Origin of the sequence: Ornithinimicrobium ciconiae (genome assembly GCF_007197575.1) — a bacterium.
Classification (GTDB): domain Bacteria; phylum Actinomycetota; class Actinomycetes; order Actinomycetales; family Dermatophilaceae; genus Ornithinicoccus; species Ornithinicoccus ciconiae.
In genome coordinates, this window is the sequence record NZ_CP041616.1 from 2,151,233 (window position 1) to 2,172,374 (window position 21,142).

Annotated in this window: 20 protein-coding genes; 12 read left to right on the forward strand and 8 right to left on the reverse strand. The window is 70.3% G+C overall.

Annotated elements, in window-relative coordinates; all coding sequences use genetic code 11:
• Positions 1 to 40: 40 nt before the first annotated feature.
• Positions 41 to 679 (reverse strand): RraA family protein, encoded by a 639-nt coding sequence (locus FNH13_RS09805; protein WP_143783270.1) that lies wholly within the window; start codon positions 677 to 679, stop codon positions 41 to 43.
• 144 nt (positions 680 to 823) lie between these two features.
• On the opposite strand from FNH13_RS09805, the gene FNH13_RS09810 reads away from it, so the two are divergent.
• Both FNH13_RS09810 and FNH13_RS09815 read left to right on the forward strand, forming a co-directional pair.
• A complete protein-coding gene (locus tag FNH13_RS09810; protein ID WP_143783271.1) occupies positions 824 to 1,681 on the forward strand; it encodes an alpha/beta fold hydrolase in 858 nt (285 codons plus the stop codon).
• Between the two features lie 32 nt (positions 1,682 to 1,713).
• Entirely contained in the window at positions 1,714 to 2,502 is a 789-nt protein-coding gene (locus FNH13_RS09815; protein ID WP_143783272.1) for an ATP-grasp domain-containing protein, read from the forward strand.
• Between the two features lie 69 nt (positions 2,503 to 2,571).
• On the opposite strand, the gene FNH13_RS09820 is transcribed toward FNH13_RS09815, so the two are convergent.
• Genes FNH13_RS09820 through FNH13_RS09830 form a run of 3 tightly spaced genes read right to left on the reverse strand, consistent with a single transcriptional unit; the run spans position 2,572 to position 4,854 of the window.
• Positions 2,572 to 3,327 carry a thioredoxin domain-containing protein gene (locus FNH13_RS09820; RefSeq protein WP_143783273.1) on the reverse strand — a complete coding sequence of 252 codons (756 nt, stop codon included), beginning with the start codon at positions 3,325 to 3,327 and terminating at the stop codon, positions 2,572 to 2,574.
• Positions 3,328 to 3,382: 55 nt separating this feature from the next.
• A complete protein-coding gene (locus FNH13_RS09825; protein ID WP_143783274.1) occupies positions 3,383 to 4,348 on the reverse strand; it encodes a carbon-nitrogen hydrolase family protein in 966 nt (321 codons plus the stop codon).
• Positions 4,345 to 4,854: a MarR family winged helix-turn-helix transcriptional regulator gene (locus tag FNH13_RS09830; RefSeq protein WP_202878746.1), complete on the reverse strand. Its 510-nt coding sequence runs from the start codon at positions 4,852 to 4,854 to the stop codon at positions 4,345 to 4,347. The genes FNH13_RS09825 and FNH13_RS09830 overlap by 4 nt, the downstream gene beginning before the upstream one ends.
• A gap of 64 nt (positions 4,855 to 4,918) precedes the next feature.
• Here FNH13_RS09830 and FNH13_RS09835 point away from each other — a divergent pair, with 64 nt between their 5' ends.
• A complete protein-coding gene (locus tag FNH13_RS09835) occupies positions 4,919 to 5,122 on the forward strand; it encodes a hypothetical protein (RefSeq protein ID WP_143783275.1) in 204 nt (67 codons plus the stop codon).
• A 5-nt stretch (positions 5,123 to 5,127) separates the two neighbouring features.
• On the opposite strand, the gene arsC is transcribed toward FNH13_RS09835, so the two are convergent.
• From arsC to FNH13_RS09850, 3 genes are read right to left on the reverse strand one after another with little or no spacing between them, the layout of a single operon-like run.
• Positions 5,128 to 5,484, reverse strand: coding sequence for an arsenate reductase (glutaredoxin) (gene arsC / locus FNH13_RS09840; protein ID WP_143783276.1), 357 nt, complete (start codon positions 5,482 to 5,484; stop codon positions 5,128 to 5,130).
• Positions 5,485 to 5,514: 30 nt separating this feature from the next.
• The gene (locus FNH13_RS09845; RefSeq protein ID WP_143783277.1) at positions 5,515 to 6,018 is read right to left on the reverse strand and encodes a hypothetical protein; all 504 of its coding nucleotides are present in this window, start codon (positions 6,016 to 6,018) and stop codon (positions 5,515 to 5,517) included.
• Positions 6,018 to 6,992 (reverse strand): SDR family NAD(P)-dependent oxidoreductase, encoded by a 975-nt coding sequence (locus tag FNH13_RS09850; RefSeq protein ID WP_143783278.1) that lies wholly within the window; start codon positions 6,990 to 6,992, stop codon positions 6,018 to 6,020. Before FNH13_RS09850 ends, FNH13_RS09845 begins: the two co-directional genes overlap by 1 nt.
• A 96-nt stretch (positions 6,993 to 7,088) precedes the next feature.
• On the opposite strand from FNH13_RS09850, the gene FNH13_RS09855 reads away from it, so the two are divergent.
• The 9 genes from FNH13_RS09855 (at position 7,089) to FNH13_RS09890 (ending at position 19,333) form a co-directional block, all read left to right on the forward strand.
• Positions 7,089 to 8,369 (forward strand): saccharopine dehydrogenase family protein, encoded by a 1,281-nt coding sequence (locus FNH13_RS09855; RefSeq protein ID WP_143783279.1) that lies wholly within the window; start codon positions 7,089 to 7,091, stop codon positions 8,367 to 8,369.
• Between the two features lie 172 nt (positions 8,370 to 8,541).
• Positions 8,542 to 8,694, forward strand: a complete 153-nt coding sequence (locus FNH13_RS19050; protein WP_165700078.1) for a hypothetical protein — start codon at positions 8,542 to 8,544, stop codon at positions 8,692 to 8,694.
• Between the two features lie 69 nt (positions 8,695 to 8,763).
• A complete protein-coding gene (locus FNH13_RS09860; protein ID WP_143783280.1) occupies positions 8,764 to 9,957 on the forward strand; it encodes an AI-2E family transporter in 1,194 nt (397 codons plus the stop codon).
• A gap of 12 nt (positions 9,958 to 9,969) precedes the next feature.
• The gene (locus FNH13_RS09865; protein ID WP_143783281.1) at positions 9,970 to 10,623 is read left to right on the forward strand and encodes an HAD-IA family hydrolase; all 654 of its coding nucleotides are present in this window, start codon (positions 9,970 to 9,972) and stop codon (positions 10,621 to 10,623) included.
• Positions 10,624 to 10,694: 71 nt separating this feature from the next.
• On the forward strand, positions 10,695 to 12,245 hold the full coding sequence (locus tag FNH13_RS09870; protein WP_143783282.1) for a Re/Si-specific NAD(P)(+) transhydrogenase subunit alpha: 1,551 nt from the start codon (positions 10,695 to 10,697) through the stop codon (positions 12,243 to 12,245).
• Positions 12,242 to 13,633: a Re/Si-specific NAD(P)(+) transhydrogenase subunit beta gene (gene pntB / locus FNH13_RS09875; RefSeq protein ID WP_143783283.1), complete on the forward strand. Its 1,392-nt coding sequence runs from the start codon at positions 12,242 to 12,244 to the stop codon at positions 13,631 to 13,633. The genes FNH13_RS09870 and pntB overlap by 4 nt, the downstream gene beginning before the upstream one ends.
• Positions 13,634 to 13,745: 112 nt before the next feature.
• Positions 13,746 to 17,618 carry a Pls/PosA family non-ribosomal peptide synthetase gene (locus FNH13_RS09880; protein ID WP_228266336.1) on the forward strand — a complete coding sequence of 1,291 codons (3,873 nt, stop codon included), beginning with the start codon at positions 13,746 to 13,748 and terminating at the stop codon, positions 17,616 to 17,618.
• Positions 17,615 to 18,910 (forward strand): M1 family metallopeptidase, encoded by a 1,296-nt coding sequence (locus tag FNH13_RS09885; RefSeq protein WP_228266337.1) that lies wholly within the window; start codon positions 17,615 to 17,617, stop codon positions 18,908 to 18,910. The genes FNH13_RS09880 and FNH13_RS09885 overlap by 4 nt, the downstream gene beginning before the upstream one ends.
• A 63-nt stretch (positions 18,911 to 18,973) precedes the next feature.
• Complete coding sequence (locus tag FNH13_RS09890) at positions 18,974 to 19,333, forward strand: hypothetical protein (protein ID WP_143783285.1); 360 nt, start codon at positions 18,974 to 18,976, stop codon at positions 19,331 to 19,333.
• A gap of 56 nt (positions 19,334 to 19,389) precedes the next feature.
• On the opposite strand, the gene FNH13_RS09895 is transcribed toward FNH13_RS09890, so the two are convergent.
• A complete protein-coding gene (locus FNH13_RS09895) occupies positions 19,390 to 21,066 on the reverse strand; it encodes an LLM class flavin-dependent oxidoreductase (protein ID WP_143783286.1) in 1,677 nt (558 codons plus the stop codon).
• Between the last annotated feature and the right edge of the window lie 76 nt (positions 21,067 to 21,142).

The following is a 21,142-nucleotide window of genomic DNA, read 5'->3' on the forward strand; positions in this document are numbered from 1 at the left end:
GTCCGCGACTCCCGCCAGCCCAGAGGTGAGGACCGTGCGGTCACTGCGGCGAGGTGCGGAGCCGGCGCAGTGTCTCCTCGTCATCGGCCACGATCTGCTCCGCCTCGGCCAGCACGTCAGCAAGACTCCCAGCCGGTATGACGACCCCTCCGGCAGCGTCGACGTAGACGTAGTCGCCGGGCACCACCGTGACGCCGGCGACCTCGACGGGGACGTTCGCGGCATACGGCATGACACTGTCCCCGCCCCAGCGCACCGCCTCGCCCTGGCACCAGGTGGCGAAACCGTGCTGGGCGAGCTCGGCGAAGTCACGCAGCTGGCCGTCGGCCAGGACTCCGGCCAGACCGTGACTGGCGACCCGCACGAGCTTGACCCCTCCAGCGTGTGAGAGGTGCGGATAGCCGCCGCTGCTCAGGACCAGGACGGCACCCTCGGGTGCGTCCCGCACCGCCTCGGCGAAGAGCTCACCGAAGCCCCGGTCGGCCCCGGGCAGGTCATCAAGAGTGGGGAGGAACTGGATCGTGATCGCCGCTCCGAAAAGGACCCGGTCGGGTGTGGGACTCTGCAGGGCCGGCAGGTGCGCCTGGTGCTGGTGGTGTCGTCCCATCGCATCGACCAGCGGGGCACACCCGGCGGCCAGCGCGCGGGTGCGGTGCTCGTCGAGCTCGGTGGATGTCATGACGGCCTCCCGGGCTGCGGCAGTGAGCTCCTGAGTCAACCGGACGGTGGGCACTGCTGACAAGAGGCACCTGACGGTCGAGCCGGAGGCCCGATACGTTAGGGCCTCGCCAGCTCCGCCGTTGGCGGGAGAGGACGGAACGAGATGAGCGTGCCACCGATCGGGGCCGATGACGGCAGCCCGCCCACGACTCCCGAGAGCCCCCTCACCCTGCAGGGCCACTGGTTGACCCCTGACCGTGGCCTTCCCCTGGTGGTGGTTGGCCCGTCGCTGGGCACCGGGGTCGTCCCGCTGTGGCAGGAGTGTGCTCAGCAGCTCGGCGGAGAGCTCGACGTGCTGGGCTGGGAGCTGCCCGGGCACGGTGAGGGCCCGCCCCGGGACCAGCCGTTCACGGTCGCGGACCTGGCAGCCGCCGTCGTCGCACTGGTCGATGAGCACCGTCCGGGGGCGGACTTCGTGCACGCGGGAGTCAGCGTCGCCGGCGTCGTCGGGCTGGACCTGGCCGTGGGACGGACCCTCCGGGAGCGCAGTCTCGAGCCCACGCGGGTCCGGGCCAGTGTGGTGATCTGCTCCGGGGCCAAGATCGGCACGGCACAGGGGTGGACCGAGCGCGCCGAGCTGGTGCGTCGGTCGGGCACCAGCACGATGATCGAGGGATCGCGGCAGCGGTGGTTTGGGCCCGGCTTCCCCGAGGCCCACCCGGACAGTGCCCGCGCACTGCTGGACAGCCTGGCCCGGGCCGACCAGGCCTCCTATGCGCGGGTGTGTGAGGCGCTCGCCCAGGTGGACCTGCGCAGCGAGCTGCCCACCATCGGCAGGCCCGTGATGGTCATGGGGGGCCGGCACGACGCGGTGGTCGATCCCGACTCGCAGCAGGCGATGGCCCAGGCGATCCCCGGAGCCACCCTGCGGATCGTCGAGGACGCCGGACACCTGGCTCCTGCGGAGTGCCCGGCCGAGGTTGCGCAGACACTGGGGGAGTGGATCGCCACCCTGGCCTGACCTGGGATTTCTCGCCTATTAGGGTGGGCGGCGTGTCCCACGTGGCCTTCGTGCTCGGCAAGCCGCCCAAGCCATCGACGATCTTTCCCGAGGTCATCGAGCGACTGGGGACGGCAGGGGTCGACGCCTCGGTGCACCTCCCGCACGATGACCGCGTCGACCAGACCGCCCTCGACGCAGCCAGACTCGTGGTGCATCGCGGCCTCAACTCTGCGGGGCTGGACCTGGTGCGGGAGCTGCACCTGTCGGGCACGGTCCTGGTCAACTCCTATCCCGGCGTCCTCCAACTGAGCGACCGGGTCGCGATGATGCGCGCCCTGCAGGGACTGCCCGTCCCGCCCACCCGGATCGTGTCCACCTGGCCAGAGGTCGCTGCCGCCGCGGGGGAGCGACGCTGCGTGGTCAAGTCGGCGAGCGGACCCGGTCGCGGTGCGTCCATCGTGGTCGGCACGGCGCAGGAGCTGCAGATCGACCGCGGACTGCCCCCGCCCTATCTGGTGCAGGACTATGTCGTGGCCGGGGAGGTCGACCACAAGCTCTATGTCATCGGGGATGAGGTGCGCGGGCTGCTCAAGCCCTCACCGCTGGCCGTCGGGCACACCACCGAGGGTGCCGCATTCACGCCCGCACCAGAACTGATTGACCTCGCCCGTCAGGTGCGCGACCGGACGCAGCTCGACCTGCTGGGCGTGGATGTCCTGGTCTCCGAGACGGGCCCGGTCGTGGTGGACGTCAACGACTTCCCGGGATATCGCGGGGTCGAGGACGCGGCCGCACTGGTGGCGCAGCACGTCCTGACCCGGCTGGACGAGCAGGGGTGACCGTGACCGGACCCCGCGCTGAGCTGTCGGTGCCGTGCCTCACACGCGCAGGCCTCACCCGCGCAGGCCTCACACGCGCAGGGCTGCGACTCCGGTGCGGACCGTGCCGCTCGCACCCACCAGGGCCAGCGGGCCGGGGCGTCCGAGGCCATCCCACTGCTCCTGCCAGCGGGCGAGCTGGTGATAGGCCTCGTTGGTGAGCGGCTCGCGAGCGGGGGAGACGAGATAGCCGAACTCTCGTCGCGGGTCACCTGTGCACAGCGTGTGCTCACCCACGATGACCGTGGGCATCAGCCGGCGCAGCACCTCCGGGTCCCCGATGTCCTGACCGTCCTGCCAGTAGGCCTCGAGCAGCACCGCCCTGGCCTCGGCCCCGACTCCCAGGTCCACCGCCTCGGCATAGGCAGCAGCGACCGTGCGGGGGTGGGGCAGGACCGCCGGGACCCGGGTCGGCACCTCGTCACCGCGCACTTCGGCCCGCACCGCCTCCAGCTGTCGTTCGAGGTGGTCCCGGGCGGGACCGTTGCCCCGCAGCCCCGTGCGGGGGATGGTCGTCTCACGCTGCACGGCGGCCCATTCGACGGTCACGTCCAGGTCCGCGAGGCGCAGGTGCGCGAGATAGGCCCAGGGAGAGGTGAGATCGACGAAGAGTCGCGGGGCGGTGCGGGAGACCTCATCGGTGCGCGTATGCCGCACCGCCAGGGCGGTGTCCCAGGGCTGGGGCAGCATCGCGGGCTGTGGTCTCGCCCAGCGCGGCGTCGTGACGTGCGGCATCGGTGTCCGCAGGTCGGGTGTGTGGTGACGGATTCGGGTCGGTGTGCTCATGATTCCTCCTGCACACCGGTCTACTCCTGTCTCCCACAGGAGTCCTTGATCTAGGTCAAGGTCGGCTGGCCGGCATACTCCCCGCGTGGCCTGGTGCGCGGTCGCCGGTGAAGGTCACCGCCGATCTGGGGCGGTCATCCACCGCCAGGTGGAAGACATCCGGCCGGGCATAGTGCCCGACCACATCCAGGTCGAGGTGGGAGCGGGTGCGCTGGTCCAGGTCGACGTCGGCAAACAGGATGGTCTCCTGACCGTAGACCGGGCCGGCCAGCACCTCTCCGAGCGGGTCGACGATGACACTGCCGCCACGGATCAGGGTGTCGTCCTCCGGCTGGATGGCGGAGGCATAGTCCGACGGATAGTCCGAGAGCCGGATGAACTGGCAGGCGGCCAGCACGAAGCAGCGACCCTCCAGGGCGATGTGCCGCATCGTGTGCTGCCAGACATCCCGATCATCGACGGTGGGGGCGCAGTAGAGGTCGACTCCCTGCGCATACATGGCAGTGCGCAGCAGGGGCATGTAGTTCTCCCAGCAGATGACGGCACCGACGCGGCCGGCGGGGGAGTCAACCACCGGCAGGGTCGAGCCGTCACCCTGGCCCCAGATGAGGCGCTCGGCCGCCGTCGGCATGAGCTTGCGGTGGTGACCGACGAGTCCGGCCACCGGGTCGATGAAGGCGACGGTGCAGTAGAGCGTGCCGCCGAGCCGCTCGATCAGCCCCATCACGACGAAGGTGCCGGACTCGGCGGCGGCCCCACTGATCTCAGTCAGCTCCGGCCCGTCGAGGGTGACCGCTGCACGGGCATAGCGCAGGAACTCCTCGCGGCCGGCCGCGGTCCGGGTGCCCACCGGGCTGCCAAAGGTGAGTCCCTTGGGATAGGTGCCGAGATAGGCCTCCGGGAAGACCACGAGCTGGGCACCGCCGCTGGCGGCCTCGCTGATCTGGGTGAGTGCCTTGGCCACGGTCGCCGGAGTGTCAAAGGGCACCGACCCGGCCTGGACCACCGCCACCCGGCTCATGCCCGCACCGCCACTGGCTCGGCCCGCCCCGCGACCGGCTCAGCCAGCGCGGTCCTGGTGGCGGTGATCACCTGGTGCAGGCTCTCGCGCAGGGCGACGAGCTCCTCGAGTCCCATGTCGAGGCGCGACATGACAGCCGGCGGCACGGTCAGTGCCTCGGAGCGCAGGTCGCGCCCCCGCTCGGTGAGGGTCACCGCCAGGGCACGCTCGTCCTCGGCATTCCTCTCCCGGCGCAGCAGCCCGCTGGCCTCCAACCGCTTGAGCAGGGGGGACAGGGTGGCCGGGTCGAGGTGCAGCAGGGTGCTCAGCTCCCGCACCGAGACCGGCTCGTGCTGCCACATGGCCAGCATCACCAGATACTGCGGATGGGTCAGCCCCAGCGGCTCCAGGATGGGCTTGTAGACCGCGACGACGTTGCGGGCGGCCACGGAGAGGGCAAAGCACACCTGCTCCTCCAACGCCAGGGCGGCGTCCGGGTCGATCCTGGGTTGGGTGGTCTGCATCATAACCGGTAGCCTACCAATAATTAGTGCACTAAGTATTGGACGCTCAACGGGCTGAGGAGTCACCATGGCAGGCAAGGGCAAGAACGAGGGGCTGTCCCTCTGGTATCGCTTCTGGTGGAAGTTCCGCTATATGGGCTATCACATCTTTGGTCCGGCCCAGCTCGATGGTGCGCGTGACCCCCAGCAGCGGATGCGCCTGAAGCGGGCGGCCAAGGTGGAGATGGCCCGCGGGGCCCGGCTGGCGCGGGAGGCCGGTCAGACCACCTGAGGCCCTCAGTCGGACAGGAAGGCCGGGACCCGCTCCTTGGGGCGACCAATGATCGCTCGGTCACCCCTGATCAGCACCGGGCGCTGCATGAGGCGCGGGTGCTCGGCCAGGACCGCGACCACCTGATCGGTGGTCGCGACGTCATCGTCGGTGAGACCGAGGGCGGCGAAGGCGGCGTCGCGGCGCACCAGGTCGGTGACCGGGTCCTCCAGCTTGTCGACGAGGTCCCGCAGGGCGGCCTCGTCGAGGGGCGCTGTCAGATAGCGGACCACCTCTGCCTCGACGCCAGCGCTCTCCACCTGGTCGAGGGCCGAGCGGGAGGTCGAGCACCGGGGGTTGTGCAGCAGTGTCACCTGGTCCATGCACAGGACGCTACACGCTTGCGCTGCTGGTCAGCCGTCCTGGGTGAGCAGGGCAACTACCTGCGAGTGCATCTGCGCCAAGAGCTCCGACTGCTCGCCCGCCTGACGGGCCAGCGCCTCCCATTCCGCCGGATCCAGGCCCAGGGACCCGGCGTTGGCACCGAGCAACTCCCACAGGCCTGCCTTGGCATTGACCGCCCCGCGCAACAGCTCGACCTCGAGGATGGGCGTCATCGGCGAGCGGCGCAGGAGTCTGCCGTTGAGCTTGAGTCGGCCGAGCACCTCGCCGACCTTGGCGGGGACCTGGCGATACGACTTCTGGGTCAGACCCAGCTCGTGGATGAGTCGACGCAGCCGGTCGTGCTCCTCGGCGAGTTCCTGGGCCAGTTGTCGCAGGCCCGCATGGATGGGCAGGTCGGCGTTGGCCCTCACCATGCGCTGCGCGCGGGAAAGTCCCGCGGTGGCTCCGGAGAGGTGGTCATTGAGATAGAGCTCGAGCAGACCGCGGTCCATCGTCTCCGGTGCTGGTGTCATCACTGGCCTCTCTCGTTGTGACGTCTCGCCGCGCGGCTGCCCAGCACGGTCAGGGCCCCGACCGCAGCCCGGGCGGGGCGACTGAGGGTGGTGCGTGCCTCACGCCCGGTCAGGGTCGCAGGGACGGCGTCGTCGCCCTGCCGGTGTGACGAGGATGGTGGTGCGGACGGGAGGAGCCGGTTGGTCAGCCCCAGCAGCCGCACCGTGGTCGCTGGCGCCAGCCCGTGCACCCGGGTGGCGATCTTGGCCAGCGGGGTCAGCGTGACCAGCGGCCGCCCGGCCAGCACGGCGCTGACGATCTTGCGTGCCGCACGCTCTGCGGACATCGTCAACAGGGGCAGTGAGGCAGCCGGTCCGAACCACGCATACTCCGCTCCCTGGTCCCCGACGAAGTGGGCGCGCTCGTGCGATCCGGTGCGCATCAGGCCGGGCACGATCGTCGTCGCCGTCACGCCCGTGCCGGCCAACTCCGCCGCGAGGCCCTCACTGAACCCCACGGCACCAAACTTGGCCACGGCATACGCCAGCAGGTGTGGTGGCGCGACCTTGCCGCCGATGGAGGTGACGGTCCCGATCCTCCCGTAGCCCCGGCTGCGCATCTCGGGCAGGACGGCCCGGGCCAGTCGGACCGGCCCCCACAGCATGGTGTCGATCGCGTCCTGGAAGTGCTGCTCGGAGAGCGCCTCGGCCGGTCCGACCTGGATGATGCCGGCCACCGTGACCAGCACCTCGACAGGTCCCAGATCCGAGCGCACACGCGCGACGAGGGCGTCGATCTGGTCCGGGTCGCGGACGTCACAGGGATAGCTGCGCACGCTCCCGTGCCTGCGCAGAGACTGCTCGGCGCGGGTCAGGTCTGCGGGTGTCCTGGCACAGATCGCCACCTGGTGCCCGCGGCGCAGGAGCTCCTCGGCGATGAGCAGTCCCAGGCCGCGTGATCCTCCGGCGACGAGGGCAACGGGTTGGTGCTTCATCCTCCGACGTTAGGTGTTCCCGAGCTAGGGAGCGCCCTGAGAGGTGAGCACCGCTCGACCACGCCACAGCGGCGTTCGCCTGGGACGATGGGTCTCATGACCCGTGACTTCGACCTGATCCTGGTGGGTGCGACCGGCTTCGTCGGACGACTGACCGCTGCCCACCTCGCCGCCGAGGCCCCGGACGGGATGCGGATCGCCCTCGCCGGGCGCTCCACCGAGCGGCTGGAGCGCCTCCGGGAGGAGCTGCCGCAGTCGGCTCGGCACTGGCCGCTGCTGACGGTCGACGTCACCGATCCTGGGGACGCCGCCTCCCTCGCCGGTCGGGCGATGGCGATCGCCACGACGGTCGGTCCCTATGCCGTCTACGGCTTCCCCCTGGCCCAGGCCTGTGCCGACGCCGGCACCCACTACGCGGACCTGACCGGGGAGGTCCTGTTTGTCCACCGCACCGTGTCGGAGCTGCACGAGCGAGCACGTGCGTCAGGCGCGCAGATCGTGCATGCCTGCGGGTTCGACTCCGTCCCCTCCGACCTTGGCGTCTGGCTCACGGCGCGCCAGGCCCGCGCCGACGGGGCAGGAGGACTCACCGACACCGAGCTGGTGGTCCGACGGCTGCGTGGAGGCCTGTCGGGTGGCACCATCGACTCGATGCGTCAGCAGGTGTTGGCGGTCCGTGCCGACGCCAGCGCGGCGCAGCTCCTCTCCGATCGGGATGCGCTGTCCGGCAACGGATCACCCGACACGGTTGAGCAGAGCGCCACTGCGCAGGGGAGAACGGAGCGGCAGGCGCCCCAGAGGCGGGGTCGCGGCCTGGGCCCGGTGCGTCAGGAACCCGGCAGCGACCGGTGGCGGGTGCCCTTCTTCATGGGCTCCTTCAACGTGCCGATCGTGCGGCGCTCGCACGCCCTGACCCCCACGGGCTATGGCCCCCGTTTCCGGTATCGCGAGCTGCAGGACACCGGGGCAGGAGTGCGGGGCGCGGTCCGCGGCGCGGGCACGATGGCGGCACTCGCTGGGGTGGGTGTGGGACTGTCGCTCGCCCCCACCCGGGCGGTGCTGGACCGGCTCCTGCCAGCGCCTGGGCAGGGCCCCTCACCCGAGCAGCGGGCCCGTGGCGCCTTCCTGATGGAGATCACCGCGCAGAGCGAGTCGGGGGTGACCTACCGCACGATGGTCGGTGCCCCGCTCGACCCCGGGTATAACGGCACGGCAGTCATGCTGGGCCAGTCGGCTCTCGCGCTGGCCGCGGGCGAGGGAGCCGGCGGAGGCGTGCTGACACCCGCGACGGCCCTCGGGGAGGCGCTGGTCCTACGGCTCCGCGCGCACGGGTTCACCCTTGAGACCGAGACCGTCGCGGGCGGCTCGCGAAGTTAGTCCCGCAGAGGGATGCGCTCCACGCCGTCAGCGAGTGTGCGCCAGCTGCGGGGGAGGGTGTGGCCTTGGCCACGTTCCGGAATTCCCGGGCGGGGTCGGCCGTTACCAAACTGTGACCTGCCGCCGGAGTCGGGCACATCCATTTCCGCACCACCTGCAAGGAACCGCCACGATGCGCCGCATCAGCCAGTCAGCCCGCACCTTCTTCGTCAGCAACGCCGCGCGTCGTCAGCGTCGCGCCGAGCGCACCCTGTTCGCGGCCATCGCCACTCGGCCCGAGAACGTGCGCAACGAACTGCTCGAGATGGCGTCGCGCGCGAACTGACGCGCGCCACCTGAACTGACCGGTGCGGCCCGACTAGTGTCGGGACCGTGCTGCACCGGAGACTGACATATGGGTGAGCGGGCCCGCGAGGCCGCTCGCCCCACCGGACGTCCTAGCTCCCAGCCCGGAACTGAGGCGACGAGTCCACAGACCACGGCTGAGACGACGAACCCACAGACGACGCTGCTCCTTGACCGGGCCAACGTCTGGCGCGTCGCCTGGACGGTCGTCGCGGTCTTTCTGCTCGTCCGCCTCCTGCTCTTTGTGCAACGGGACGGCGGGAGCATCCTGGGCATGGTGATCCTGGCGTGGGCGGCGAGCCTGGCCCTCGAGCCTGCGGTCAGTCGCCTGGCCCGGCACATGAAGCGTGGCTGGGCAACGCTCGTCGTACTGGTGACCCTGGCCGGCGCCGCAGCACTCTTTCTGTATCTCTTCGGCGGGATGCTGGCCGAGCAGTTGCGGACCTTCGTCGAGAGCCTGCCCTCCTATGTCGACAGCCTCAACAGCATGCTCTCGGAGTACCTCGACACCGACGCACTGCTCAAGCGCGTGGGGGAGCCGCTGGACTTCGGGGCGGTGGCGACCAGCGTGGCCGGAGGCGTGTTCAGCGTTGTCGCCACGCTGCTCGGCAGCCTCTTCTCCGTCTTCACGTTCGCGTTCTTCGTCTTCTATCTGACCGCAGACGGCCCCCGGCTGCGCAGCTGGCTGGCCCGGCTCTTTCCACCCGGTCAGCAGGAGGTCTTCACGACCGTCTGGGACCTGGCGATCGCCAAGACGGGGGGCTATGTGGCGGCACGCGTCGTCCTGGCAGCCTGCTCGGCCGTGGCAACCTCGCTGTTCCTGTTGGTCATCGACATGCCCTACTGGCTGCCGTTGGGCATCTGGACCGGGGTGGTGGCGGCCTTCGTCCCCACGATCGGCACCTATATCGCCGTTGCCCTGCCGGTCTTGGTCGGCCTGGTCGGAGAGAATCCGGCCCAGGGGCTTTTCGTCCTCATCTTCGCCACGGTCTATCAGCAGGTCGAGAACCTCCTCCTCGAGCCACGCATCAGCGCCAGGGCCGTGGAGGTGCATCCGGCGATCGCCTTCGGTTCGGTGATGCTGGGAGCTGCTCTCTTCGGGGTGGCCGGTGCGTTTGTCGCGGTTCCGGCTGCCGCCCTCGGCGTCGCACTGCTGGAGATCTACACGCGGAAGTATGAGGTCGTCGAGGACGGGGACACTACGGCAGAGGGGGACACCGCGGGAAAGGATGTGTCCGCCTGAGACGATGGCCCGGTGCGCGACCTCACCACCGAACTCTTTGACGCAGTCCTCTTCGACAATGACGGCACCTTGATCGACTCACGCGGACCGGTCGTGCGCTCGTGGGTGGCGTGGGCGGTGGACCACGGGGTGCCTCCCGAGTCCCTGGTCGGCTTCCACGGCGTGCCGAGCAGCGGGATCGTCGCCGCGGTCGCCCCGCACCTGGACCCGGTGGCCGCCACCGCCGACATCGACCGCCGCGAGCTGGCCGACCTCGAGGGTGTCGTCGCGCTGCCGGGTGCAGCGGAGGCGGTCGCCGCAGTGGGATGGCGCGGCGCCATCGTGACCTCAGCCAGCCGTGAGCTGCTCCAGCTGCGACTGGCCGCCGCGGGATTCACCGCGCCCGAGGTGATGATCACGGCCGATGACATCACCAGGGGCAAGCCGGACCCCCAGCCCTATCACCTCGCCGCACAGCAACTGGGTGTCGACCCCACCCGCTGTCTCGTCGTCGAGGACGCACCGGCCGGGCTGCGTTCCGGCCGCGCCGCTGGCGCCGCGACGATCGCGGTGGTCACCACCTCGACCGCCGAGGAGCTCGAGCCGTTGGCGGATCTGGTCGTCGAGGACCTGTCTGCAGTGTCCTTTGCCTTGTCCGAGGACGGGGTCCGCGTCGTCCTGCGGTGACGTCGGTCTCGCCTTGTAAGGTGCGACTGCGGCGGGAGTGAACCCGTCGGCGGCGAGGCAAAGGAGCCTTTGTGCTGATCGGTGTTCCCACGGAGTCCACCCCGGGCGAGACCCGCGTGGCCGCGACTCCCGAGACGGTGGGGCGGCTCAGAGCCCTCGGCCACGAGGTCATCGTGCAGGAGGGGTCCGGGGAGCGCGCCAGCTATCCCGACGAGCTGTATGCCGGTGCGGGGGCGACGCTCGACCCCGGCCCGGGGGTCTGGGATGCCGATCTGGTCATCAAGATCGACGCCCCCGACGAGGAGGAGGTCCGGCGGCTTCGCCAGGGGGCGGTGCTGGCCAGTCAGCTGAGTCCCGCGCAGCGCCCGGAGCTGCTCGAGCTGCTGGCGACACAGGGGGTCACTGCCCTGGCCATGGACGCCGTGCCCCGCATCTCACGGGCCCAGTCGCTGGACGTCCTGTCGTCGATGACCAATATCGGCGGCTACCGGGCCGTCATCGAGGCCGCGCATGAGTATGGCTCGGTGTTCACGGGCCAGCACACCGCTGCCGGATCCGTGCCACCGGCCAAGGTTTTTGTGATCGGGGCCGGTGTCGCCGGCCTGGCCGCCATCGGGACCGCCAGCAGCCTCGGCGCCGTGGTGCGTGCCTTTGACATCCGTCCCGAGACCGGTGAGCAGGTCGAGTCCATGGGCGCCGAGTTCGTCCAGATCGACCTCAGTGACCAGGACACCAGCACCGACGGCTACGCCAAGGAGATGGGTGAGGACCTGCAGCGGCGAGCCATGGAGGTCTATGCCCGCGAGTGCGCCGCCGCCGACATCGTCATCACCACGGCGCTCATCCCCGGCCGGCCCGCTCCCCAGCTCGTGACCGCCGACACCGTCGCAGCGATGCGCCCGGGCAGCGTCATCGTCGACATGGCCGCCCGCAACGGTGGCAACTGCGAGCTCACCGAGCCCGGTCAGGTGGTGAGCACCCACAACGGCGTCAAGATCGTCGGCTACACCGACCTGCCGGTGCGACTGCCCACCCAGGCCTCGCAGCTCTATGGCACCAATATCGTCAACCTGGTGGCTCTGCTGACCCCGGGCAAGGACGGCACCTTCGTCCTCGACCTCGACGACGAGGTGCAACGAGGGCTGACCGTCGCCCACCAGGGCGACGTGCTCTGGCCGCCACCCCCGGTCACGGTGTCAGCGGCCCCTCCCGCACCGGAACCAGCCGCGGAGCCCACCGCTGAGCCCGCCACGAAACCACCCTCCAGAGACCCCCGTCGCAGGATGCTTGCCGGCGGACTGGCGGCCGTGCTCTTCGCTCTCGTCGCGAGCGTCTCGCCACCCGCCTTCCTCGGGCACTTCACGGTCTTCGCCCTGGCCGTCATCGTCGGCTTCTATGTCATCAGCAATGTGACGCACGCGCTGCACACGCCGCTGCTGGCTGAGACCAACGCCATCAGCGGCATCATCCTGGTCGGGGCGATCCTGCAGGTCGGCAACGACAACCTCCTGGTCCGTGTGCTGGCGCTGGGCGCCACGGTGGTCGCCAGCATCAACGTCTTCGGCGGGTTCGCGGTGACCGGGCGGATGCTGCGCATGTTCCGCAGGGAGGAGGCGGTATGAGCCTCAACCTGGTGCAAGCGGCATACATCATCGCCGCGGTGCTCTTTGTCCTCTCCCTGGCTGGCCTGTCCCAGCACGAGAGCGCCCGGCGCGGCAACGCCCTGGGCATCGTCGGCATGACGATCGCGCTGGGAGCCACCATCTGGCTGGCCGTCGAGCGCGCCGACAACCCCGGGCTGACCCTCGCGCTCATCATCGCGGCGATGGCCCTCGGAGCCAGCATCGGCCTGTGGCGTGCCCGCGTGGTGGAGATGACCGGGATGCCGCAGCTGATCGCCATGCTGCACAGCTTCGTCGGCATCGCGGCCGTGCTCATCGGCTACAACGCCTACCTCGAGCCGGGGCTGCTGACCGGATCGGAGGAGACCGTCCACCTCGTCGAGGTCTTCCTCGGCATCTTCATCGGCGCGGTGACCTTCACCGGATCCGTGGTCGCTGCCCTCAAGCTCAGCGCCCGGATCAACTCCAACCCGCTGATGCTCCCGCACCGTCACCTGCTCAACCTGGTGGCCCTGCTGGTCTCGGCCGGGCTGCTCGCCTGGTTCGTGATGAGCCACGCGCTGCTGCCGCTGGTGCTCATGACGGTGATCGCGCTGGCCTTCGGCTGGCACCTGGTCGCCTCGATCGGTGGTGGAGACATGCCGATCGTCGTCTCGATGCTCAACAGCTACTCAGGGTGGGCCGCCGCAGCGGCCGGCTTCATGCTCGGCAACGACCTGCTCATCGTCACCGGCGCGCTCGTGGGCTCCTCGGGTGCGATCCTGTCCTATCTCATGTGCCAGGGCATGAACCGCTCGTTCATCTCGGTGATCGCCGGTGGCTTCGGCGGCGAGGGTGCGACCTTCGAGGGGGACCAGGACTACGGCGAGCACCGGGAGTCCAACGCGGCGGAGGTCGCCGAGCTGCTCCGTGCCGCGAAGTCCGTCGTGATCACTCCTGGTTATGGCATGGCGGTGGCCCGGGCGCAGTATCCCGTCGCGGATCTGACTGCCCGTCTGCGCAAGCAGGGCACCGAGGTCCGCTTCGGCATCCACCCGGTGGCTGGGCGGCTGCCCGGCCACATGAACGTGCTGCTCGCCGAGGCCAAGGTGCCCTACGACATCGTGCTCGGCATGGACGAGATCAACGCGGACCTGCCGGACACCGACGTCGTCCTGGTCATCGGCGCCAACGACACCGTCAACCCGGCCGCGGTCGACGAACCCGGCTCGCCCATCGCCGGCATGCCGGTGCTGGAGGTGTGGAAGGCCCAGGATGTCGTGGTGCTCAAGAGGTCGATGGCCAGCGGCTATGCCGGGGTGCAGAACCCGCTGTTCTTCCGCGACAACACGCGGATGCTCTTCGGTGACGCCAAGGAAGCCGTCGAGTCGGTGCTCAAACTCCTGTGAGCGCAGACGTGATGGGTGAGTCAGCCGGCACGGCGCACGGCGGTCCCGACACGATCGTCACGCGCCGACGGGTCGGCACCTCCTGTTCACCTCAGCGTTGCAGACTCAGCAGGTGACCGAGCGTGCGCCCCGCATCCCCGCAGTCTTTCTCGCCGGGGACCGTGCCCCGGCGCCGCGGACCCTGCTCGACGTCTTCCGTCGCACAGTCGAGGACGCACCGGACGCCCTCGCCCTGGACAGTGGCGCCCAGACCCTGACCTATGCCGAGTTCCTGGACACGGCGGAGCAGCTGGCCGGGCGGCTGGCCGAGGCCGGGATCGGTCGCGGAGCCCGGGTCGGGGTGCGGATCAAGTCCGGCACGACCGACCTCTATGTGGCCATCATCGGGACCCTGCTGGCCGGCGCCGCCTATGTGCCCGTCGACGCGGACGACCCCGACGAGCGGGCTCAGGTGGTCTTTGCCGAGGCCGATGTGGCCGCGGTCCTCGGCAACGACCTGAGCATCACCCCCCGCGCCGGTGGTCCGACGGGGACGCCGGGGGAGCGGCCACGACCCGAGGACGACGCGTGGGTCATCTTCACCTCGGGCTCGACCGGCACCCCCAAGGGGGTGGCCGTCACGCACCGCAGCGCCGCCGCCTTCGTCGACGCCGAGGCACGGATGTTCCTGCAGGAGCACCCGATCGGTCCCCGGGACCGGGTCATGGCCGGCCTCTCGGTCGCATTTGATGCCAGCTGTGAGGAGATGTGGTTGGCGTGGGCCTATGGCGCGTGCCTGGTCCCCGCGCCTCGGTCCCTGGTCCGCTCCGGGGTGGACGTCGGTCCCTGGCTGGTCGCCAACGACATCACGATTGTCTCCACGGTGCCCACCCTCGTCGCGCTGTGGCCACCCTCGTCACTGGACCGGGTGCGCCTGCTCATCATGGGTGGAGAGGCCTGCCCCGCGGAGCTGGCGGCGCGCTTGCAGGCTCCAGGTCGCGAGGTGTGGAACACCTACGGCCCGACCGAGGCCACCGTGGTCGCCTGCGGTGTCATCCTGGACGGGAGCGACCCGGTCCGCATCGGACTGCCGCTCGACGGCTGGGACCTGGCTGTCGTCGACGGTGAGGGGCACCCGGTCGCAGAGGGCGCCTCCGGCGAGCTGATCATCGGTGGTGTCGGGCTGGCCCGCTATCTCGACCCCGCCAAGGATGCGGAGAAGTATGCCGCGATGCCCACCCTGGGGTGGGAGCGCGCCTATCGCTCCGGAGATGTCGTGGTCAACGACCCGGTCGGGTTGCTCTTTGCCGGACGCGCGGACGACCAGATCAAGCTCGGCGGTCGCCGCATCGAGCTGGGCGAGATCGACGGGCAACTGCTGCGCCTGCCCGGCGTGGCAGGTGCCGCCGCGGCCGTGCGCAAGACCACGTCCGGCAACCAGCTGCTGGTGGGCTATCTCGCGGTCGATGACAGCTATGACTCAGAGACCGCCCTGGCCCTGTTGCGTGAGCGGATGCCTGCTGCGCTGGTGCCGCGACTGGCCGTGGTCGATGACCTGCCGACCAAGACCTCCGGCAAGGTCGACCGCGATGCGCTGCCCTGGCCGCTGCGCAAGACCGGTGCCGGCCCGCAGGGGTTGACCACGCTGCAGACCTGGATCGCCGAGATCTGGGGTGACGTCCTCGGCGCGGAGGTGACCTCGCCCAAGGACGACTTCTTCGACTTCGGCGGGGGATCGCTCACGGCCGCCCAGACGGTGGGGCGGCTGCGGGAGCGCTATCCCGAGGTGGCCGTCGGTGACCTGTATCGCAACCCACGGGTGGGCTCCCTGGCCACCGCCCTGGAGAAGCTGGGGCCGGGACCGGCCAGGACCGACCGCACCATCCCACCGATCCGGCGCAAGACCCAGGTCGGGCAGCTGCTGGCACTGCTGCCGCTGCGCACGCTCGCCGCGGCCCGGTGGATCGCCTGGGTGCTGCTCGGCGCCTCCCTGGCCCACGGCATACTCGACCTGCCCTGGGTGCCCGGGCCGCCGCTGTCGCTGGTGGCGCTGACCGCCCTGGTCTTCCTGGTCCCGCCGGTGCGGATGGCCCTGGCGGCCGCGCTGATCCGCACGGTGCTGCACGGGGTCGGCCCCGGCTCCTGGCCGCGTGGCGGCAAGGTGCACCTGCGGGTCTGGCTCGCCGGGCACATCCAGGACGAGCTCGCTGCGGTCTCCGTCGCCGGGGCCCCGTGGCTGCAGTGGTATGCCCGGCTCCTAGGTGCCCGGATCGGCCCGGGGGTGGACCTGCACGCCCTGCCGCCCGTCACCGGGATGCTGGAGATCGGCAAGGAGGCCTCGTTGGAGCCGGAGGTGGACCTCACCGGCTACTGGATCGATGGCGACCGGGTGCACATCGGGCCGATCACCATCGGTGCCCGGGCCCGCATCGGGGCGCGCAGCACCCTGGGTCCCGGTGCCCAGGTGGGGGCCGGGGCGGTCATCGCCCCAGGATCCTTCGTCCCCGCAGCCGTGCCGGCCGGGCAGACCTGGTCCGGTGCCCCGGCAGAGCAGGTCTCAGAGACCGCCCGTGGTCCCTGGTCCCTGGATCGTCCCCCGCGGGGTCGGCACTGGTGGCTGGGCTATGCCCTGGCCGGCGTCGTCGTCGCCGGGCTGCCCCCCCTGGCCGCGGTCGCCGGCGCTGCGACCGTGTGGCCCACGCTGCGAGCCTCGGAGACGTGGCAGCAGGCCCTGACGGCCGGGCTGCCCTGGCTGCCGCTGGCCGCCCTGGTCGGCTATGCCGTGCTCGGACTCCTCGTGCTGCTGGTGGTCCGGCTGTGCTCCCTGGGCCTGCGGCCAGGCTTCTATCCGACGCGCTCGGCCTCGGGGCTGCGGATCTGGTTGACCTTCCGCGTCCTGGACGAGGCACGCACCTGGCTCTTCCCCTACTACTCCGGGGCCTTCACCCCGCTCTGGTTGCGGTTGCTCGGAGCACGGGTCGGCCGGGGGGTGGAAGCCTCAACGGTCCTGCTGATCCCCAAGCTCGCCCACATCAACGACCACGCCTTCCTCGCCGACGACACACTGGTCGGCTGCTATGAGCTCGGCGGCGGGTGGATCCGCGTCGAGCACGTCAAGATCGGCAAGCGGGCCTTCGTCGGCAACTCCGGCATGGTCTCGGCGGGACGCAAGGTCCCGCGTGAGTCGCTCGTCGCGGTGCTGTCCGCCGCCCCGCAGCGCACGAGAGTGACCAAGGGCTCCTCCTGGCTGGGCAGCCCGCCGACCAAGCTGCGCCGGGCCGCAGACACGGTCGACTCCAGCCGCACCTATGACCCGCCGACCCGCCTCAAGGTCTATCGCGGCCTGGTCGAGACCTGCCGGCTGGTGGTCCTGCTCCTCCACGTGGTCCTGCACGTGGCTGTGGGGGCGACCCTGCTAGTCCTGCTGGCGTGGCACCCGCTGGCTGCGGTTGCCCTCGGTGGGGTGGTGCTGATGCTGGCCGGGCTGGCAGCGGCGCTGCTCACAGTGGCCGCGAAGTGGGCCCTGGTGGGACGGCATACGACTCAGGACCACCCGTTGTGGTCCGGTTTCGTGTGGCGCAGCGAGCTGGCCGACACCTTCACCGAGGTGCTGGCCGCCCCCTGGTTTGCCTCGGTCACCCAGGGCACGGTGGCCCTCAACGTGTGGCTGCGCCTGCTGGGCGCCGAGATCGGCCGCGGAGTGTGGTGCGAGAGCTACTGGCTGCCCGAGCCCGACCTGGTGCACCTGGGCGACGGCTCCACGGTCAACGGGGGCTGCGTCGTGCAGACACACCTGTTCCACGATCGTGTCCTGAGCATGGACCAGGTCACCCTGCGCAAGGGCGCCACGCTCGGACCCAACAGTGTGATCCTGCCGGCGGCGACGATCGGTCGGCACACCACCATCGGCCCTGCGTCCCTGGTGATGCGCGGGGAGTCGGTACCCTCCCAGACGCGGTGGGTCGGCAACCCGATCGGCCCCTGGGACGAGGAGGAGGACGAGTGAAGGGCGCCGACCCCTACATCTCCGGGCACGGAGACCTGCGGTATGACGTGACGCACTACGCCCTGTCCCTCACCTACGCGCTGCCCAGCAACAAGCTCGACGGCACGGCGGAGATCACCTGCCGGGCCGTCGGCGAACTCTCCCAGGTGGCCCTGGACCTGCGACTCAAACCGCTGAAGGTGTCCGTCGCCGGGCGCAAGGTCAGCCGGCACAGGGTGCTGGCCGGCAAGCTCACGATCACCCTGGCGGAGCCGGTCGCGGCGGGGGAGGAGTTCACGGTGACGGTGAAGTTCTCCGGCAACCCCGCACCGATCGCCAAACGTGGACAGGACGCGGCCGGGTGGGAGGAGCTGGATGACGGGGTGATCGTCGCCTCGCAGCCGCACGGTGCGCCGTCCTGGTTCCCGTGCAACGACCGGCCCTCCAGCAAGGCGACCTATGAGCTGACCCTCACCACGGCAGCGGACTATCAGGTGGAGTTCAGCGGTGAGCTGGTCACGCAGCAGCGTCGCGGTGCACAGCGCACCTGGACGTTCCGCCAGACCCAGCCGATCTCCTCGTACCTGGCCACCGTCCAGATCGGCCGCTATCAGGTGATCACGCAGAAGTCCGTGGTGCCGCTGCGGGTGGTCGGTCCGGCGGGCATCAAGAACAACGGCTTCTCGGCGTCCTTCGGCCGGCAGCCGGAGATGATGGCGCTGTTCGTGGACCGGTTCGGTCCCTACCCGTTCACCGGCTACACCACGGTGATCACCGACGACCCCCTGGAGATCCCGCTGGAGTCGGCCTCGCTGTCCACCTTCGGCCGCAACTTTGCTGCAGCGGACTGGGACTCGGTGCGCCTGGTGGCGCACGAGCTCGCCCACCAGTGGTTCGGCAACGCCGTGACAGCGCGGGAGTGGCGCGACATCTGGCTGCACGAGGGCTTCGCCTGCTATGCCGAGTGGCTCTGGTCGGAGGCCAGCGGTCAGCGCTCTGTGGCCGACTGGGCCCGCCACCACCACGCCATCCTCGCGGGAGCCTCCCAGAAGACGGTGCTCAGCGACCCCACCGCCTCGGAGATGTTCGAGGACTGGGTCTACAAGCGCGGGGCGCTGACCCTGCACGCCCTGCGCGCCGAGGTGGGTGACCAGGTCTTCTTCGACATCCTGCGCTCCTGGGTCGCCACGCACCGCGGCGGCTCGGTCAGCACGGCAGACTTCGTCGCGCACTGCTCGGAGGTTGCGGGGCGGGACCTGGCGGCCTGGTTCGGCCCCTGGCTGCACGAGACCGCCCTGCCGCCGCTGCCCTGACCGTCAGACGTGAGAGCCGGAAACCCTGTTGAGGCGCGCCCACTTCTCGGCCATCCTGCCTGCATGAGCAGCACCAGCCCGCCCGAGACCTGGCAATCCGTCCGACGCGAGGACGGCGAGCTGATCGGCTTCGTGGCACCTGACGGGGACGGCTGGCAGCCGCTGACGGTCTTTGGCCACCCGCTCTCCGGTGTCGGTGACCTTGAGGCGGCCGAGGAGCGGCTCCATGCGGTGGGGATGAGCTATCTCGCGGAGAAGTGGGAACTGCGTGATGGTCAGGACTGGATCAGCGCCCAGCTGGTCGAGGCCTCGCCCGCCGGTGTGACCGTGCAGCTCGTCGACTTCTTCGAGCACGCGGACCGTTATGGCGAGCGCACGCACCTCCGGGCGCCCGTGGGCACCGACCGGCTGCGGCTGTCCTGAGCTCAGGCCTCGGCACCGCGCCCAGGTCGGCACAGGTCGGGACCGTCCGGTTGAGTTCAGCCCTGGCCGGGATAGAAGCCCAACCGAGCCAGCGGTTCGACGAGCTGGTCCTCCTCATAGGCCAGGTGTGACAGGAGCGTGTCGCTGAGGGCGTTGACCGCCTCGTCGAGCGCAGAGAAGTCGTCAGGGGTGGCGACGAAGTCGATCAGCGCCCGGTCCACGGCCTCGATCACGTCGTGGATCGCGACATGCTCCTGCTCGAGGCGGTCCAGCACCGGGGCCAGGGACCTGTCCGCGCTGCGCAGGTGCGGGAAGACCGAGGCGTCCTCCAGGCTGTGGTGCTGGGTGACCGTGGTGCAGTAGCGCGAGCAGTAGGCGCCCAGGGTCCAGTTGTTCTGCTTCATCGTCATCTCGTTGAGCGAGGACCGCGCCGAGCCCACGTCGAGAGTGTTGGCCTTGACCTGCTCGATGATCGAGCGCACCTGGGTGAGCTCCTCGCGCAGCATGTCGTGCACGTCGATCAGGTGCTTGCCCATCTGCGCGCCCCGGGCGGTATAGGTCACCTCGGGCCCGGACTCCTCCCGCATGGGCCGGGACCCCTCGTCCCACGGCATCGTGGCGCCCAGGCGGGTCCCGTCGTCCGGGGTGGGGTGCACCCCGAGCCGGTCGTACTGACTCTCGGCGGCGCCGTGCGATCCCGAGCCACCCTGGTCCGCGAGCCTGGACCCCTCACCCTCGGGCACCGGGTCAGCGTCGGCGGGAGCCTGCGTCACAATCCGCCGGCGGGCATTGCTCTCCGGAGCGGCGGTCGGGGCAGCAGCGGGGGTCACCTGCGTGTCGGCATACCTGCGCTCGGAGGCGACGAGCTCACGGACCGCCGGCGCGACCTCCTGCCCGAACGCCTCGATGCTCTGCGGGTCGTCTGCGGCGAGGATGAAGGTGCCGATGCCGTGGTTGAGGGCCAGCTGGGCCAGACGCTCCACCCAGGCATCAACCCCGCCACGGGGCGGGTTGATGTTGAGCAGCCGGCGTATATCGCGGGGATCCCGTCCCACCGCGTCGGCGGCCTCGTCGATGGTCTCGTTGCCGACGCGCAGATCGTCGTCGGACTTCAGGTAGCCCTCGGAGGGCAGCCAGCCGTCGGCCAGCCGACCGGTCAGGCGCAGCATCCGTGGCTTGTAGGCGCCCAGCCATATCCCGATGTCGTGGGCGGGCGCCGGACCGCGCTTGGCCCCCACGGCACGGTGGAACTCACCCTCGACGCGCAGCACGGAGGGCTCATCCGCCGCCCAGATGCCCCGGATGACCGCGATCGCCTCCTCCAGCGCCTGCACGGACTCACCGGGGGTCAACCGCTGCGCGCCCATCGCGACCATCGCGTCCCAGAAGGCACCGGTGCCCAGCCCCAGCTCGACCCGGCCGTTGCTGAGCAGGTCCAGGCTCGCCGCAGAGCGCGCCAGCACGGCCGGTTGCCGCAGCGGCAGGTTGACGACGTTGGGTGCCAGGTGCACCCGCTCGGTGCGTGCCGCGACATAGCTCAGCAGGGTCCAGGTGTCCAGGAAGGCCGACTGGTAGGGGTGGTCCTGGAAGGTGACCAGGTCCAGTCCGGCCCCCTCGCTGAGCTGGGCCAGTGACACCGCCTGTTGGGGTTGCTGGTTCACCGGGGTGTGGAACGTGCCGAACAGCAGTTCGTGGCCATAGTCGGAGACGGTCTGCGGCAGTGAGGTGGTCACGCCCGTCTAAACGCCGGGCTCCGTCGGGTTTAGTCCCGCTCAGGAAGGGGCGAAGCGGCAGGGGGAGAGCCGGTGC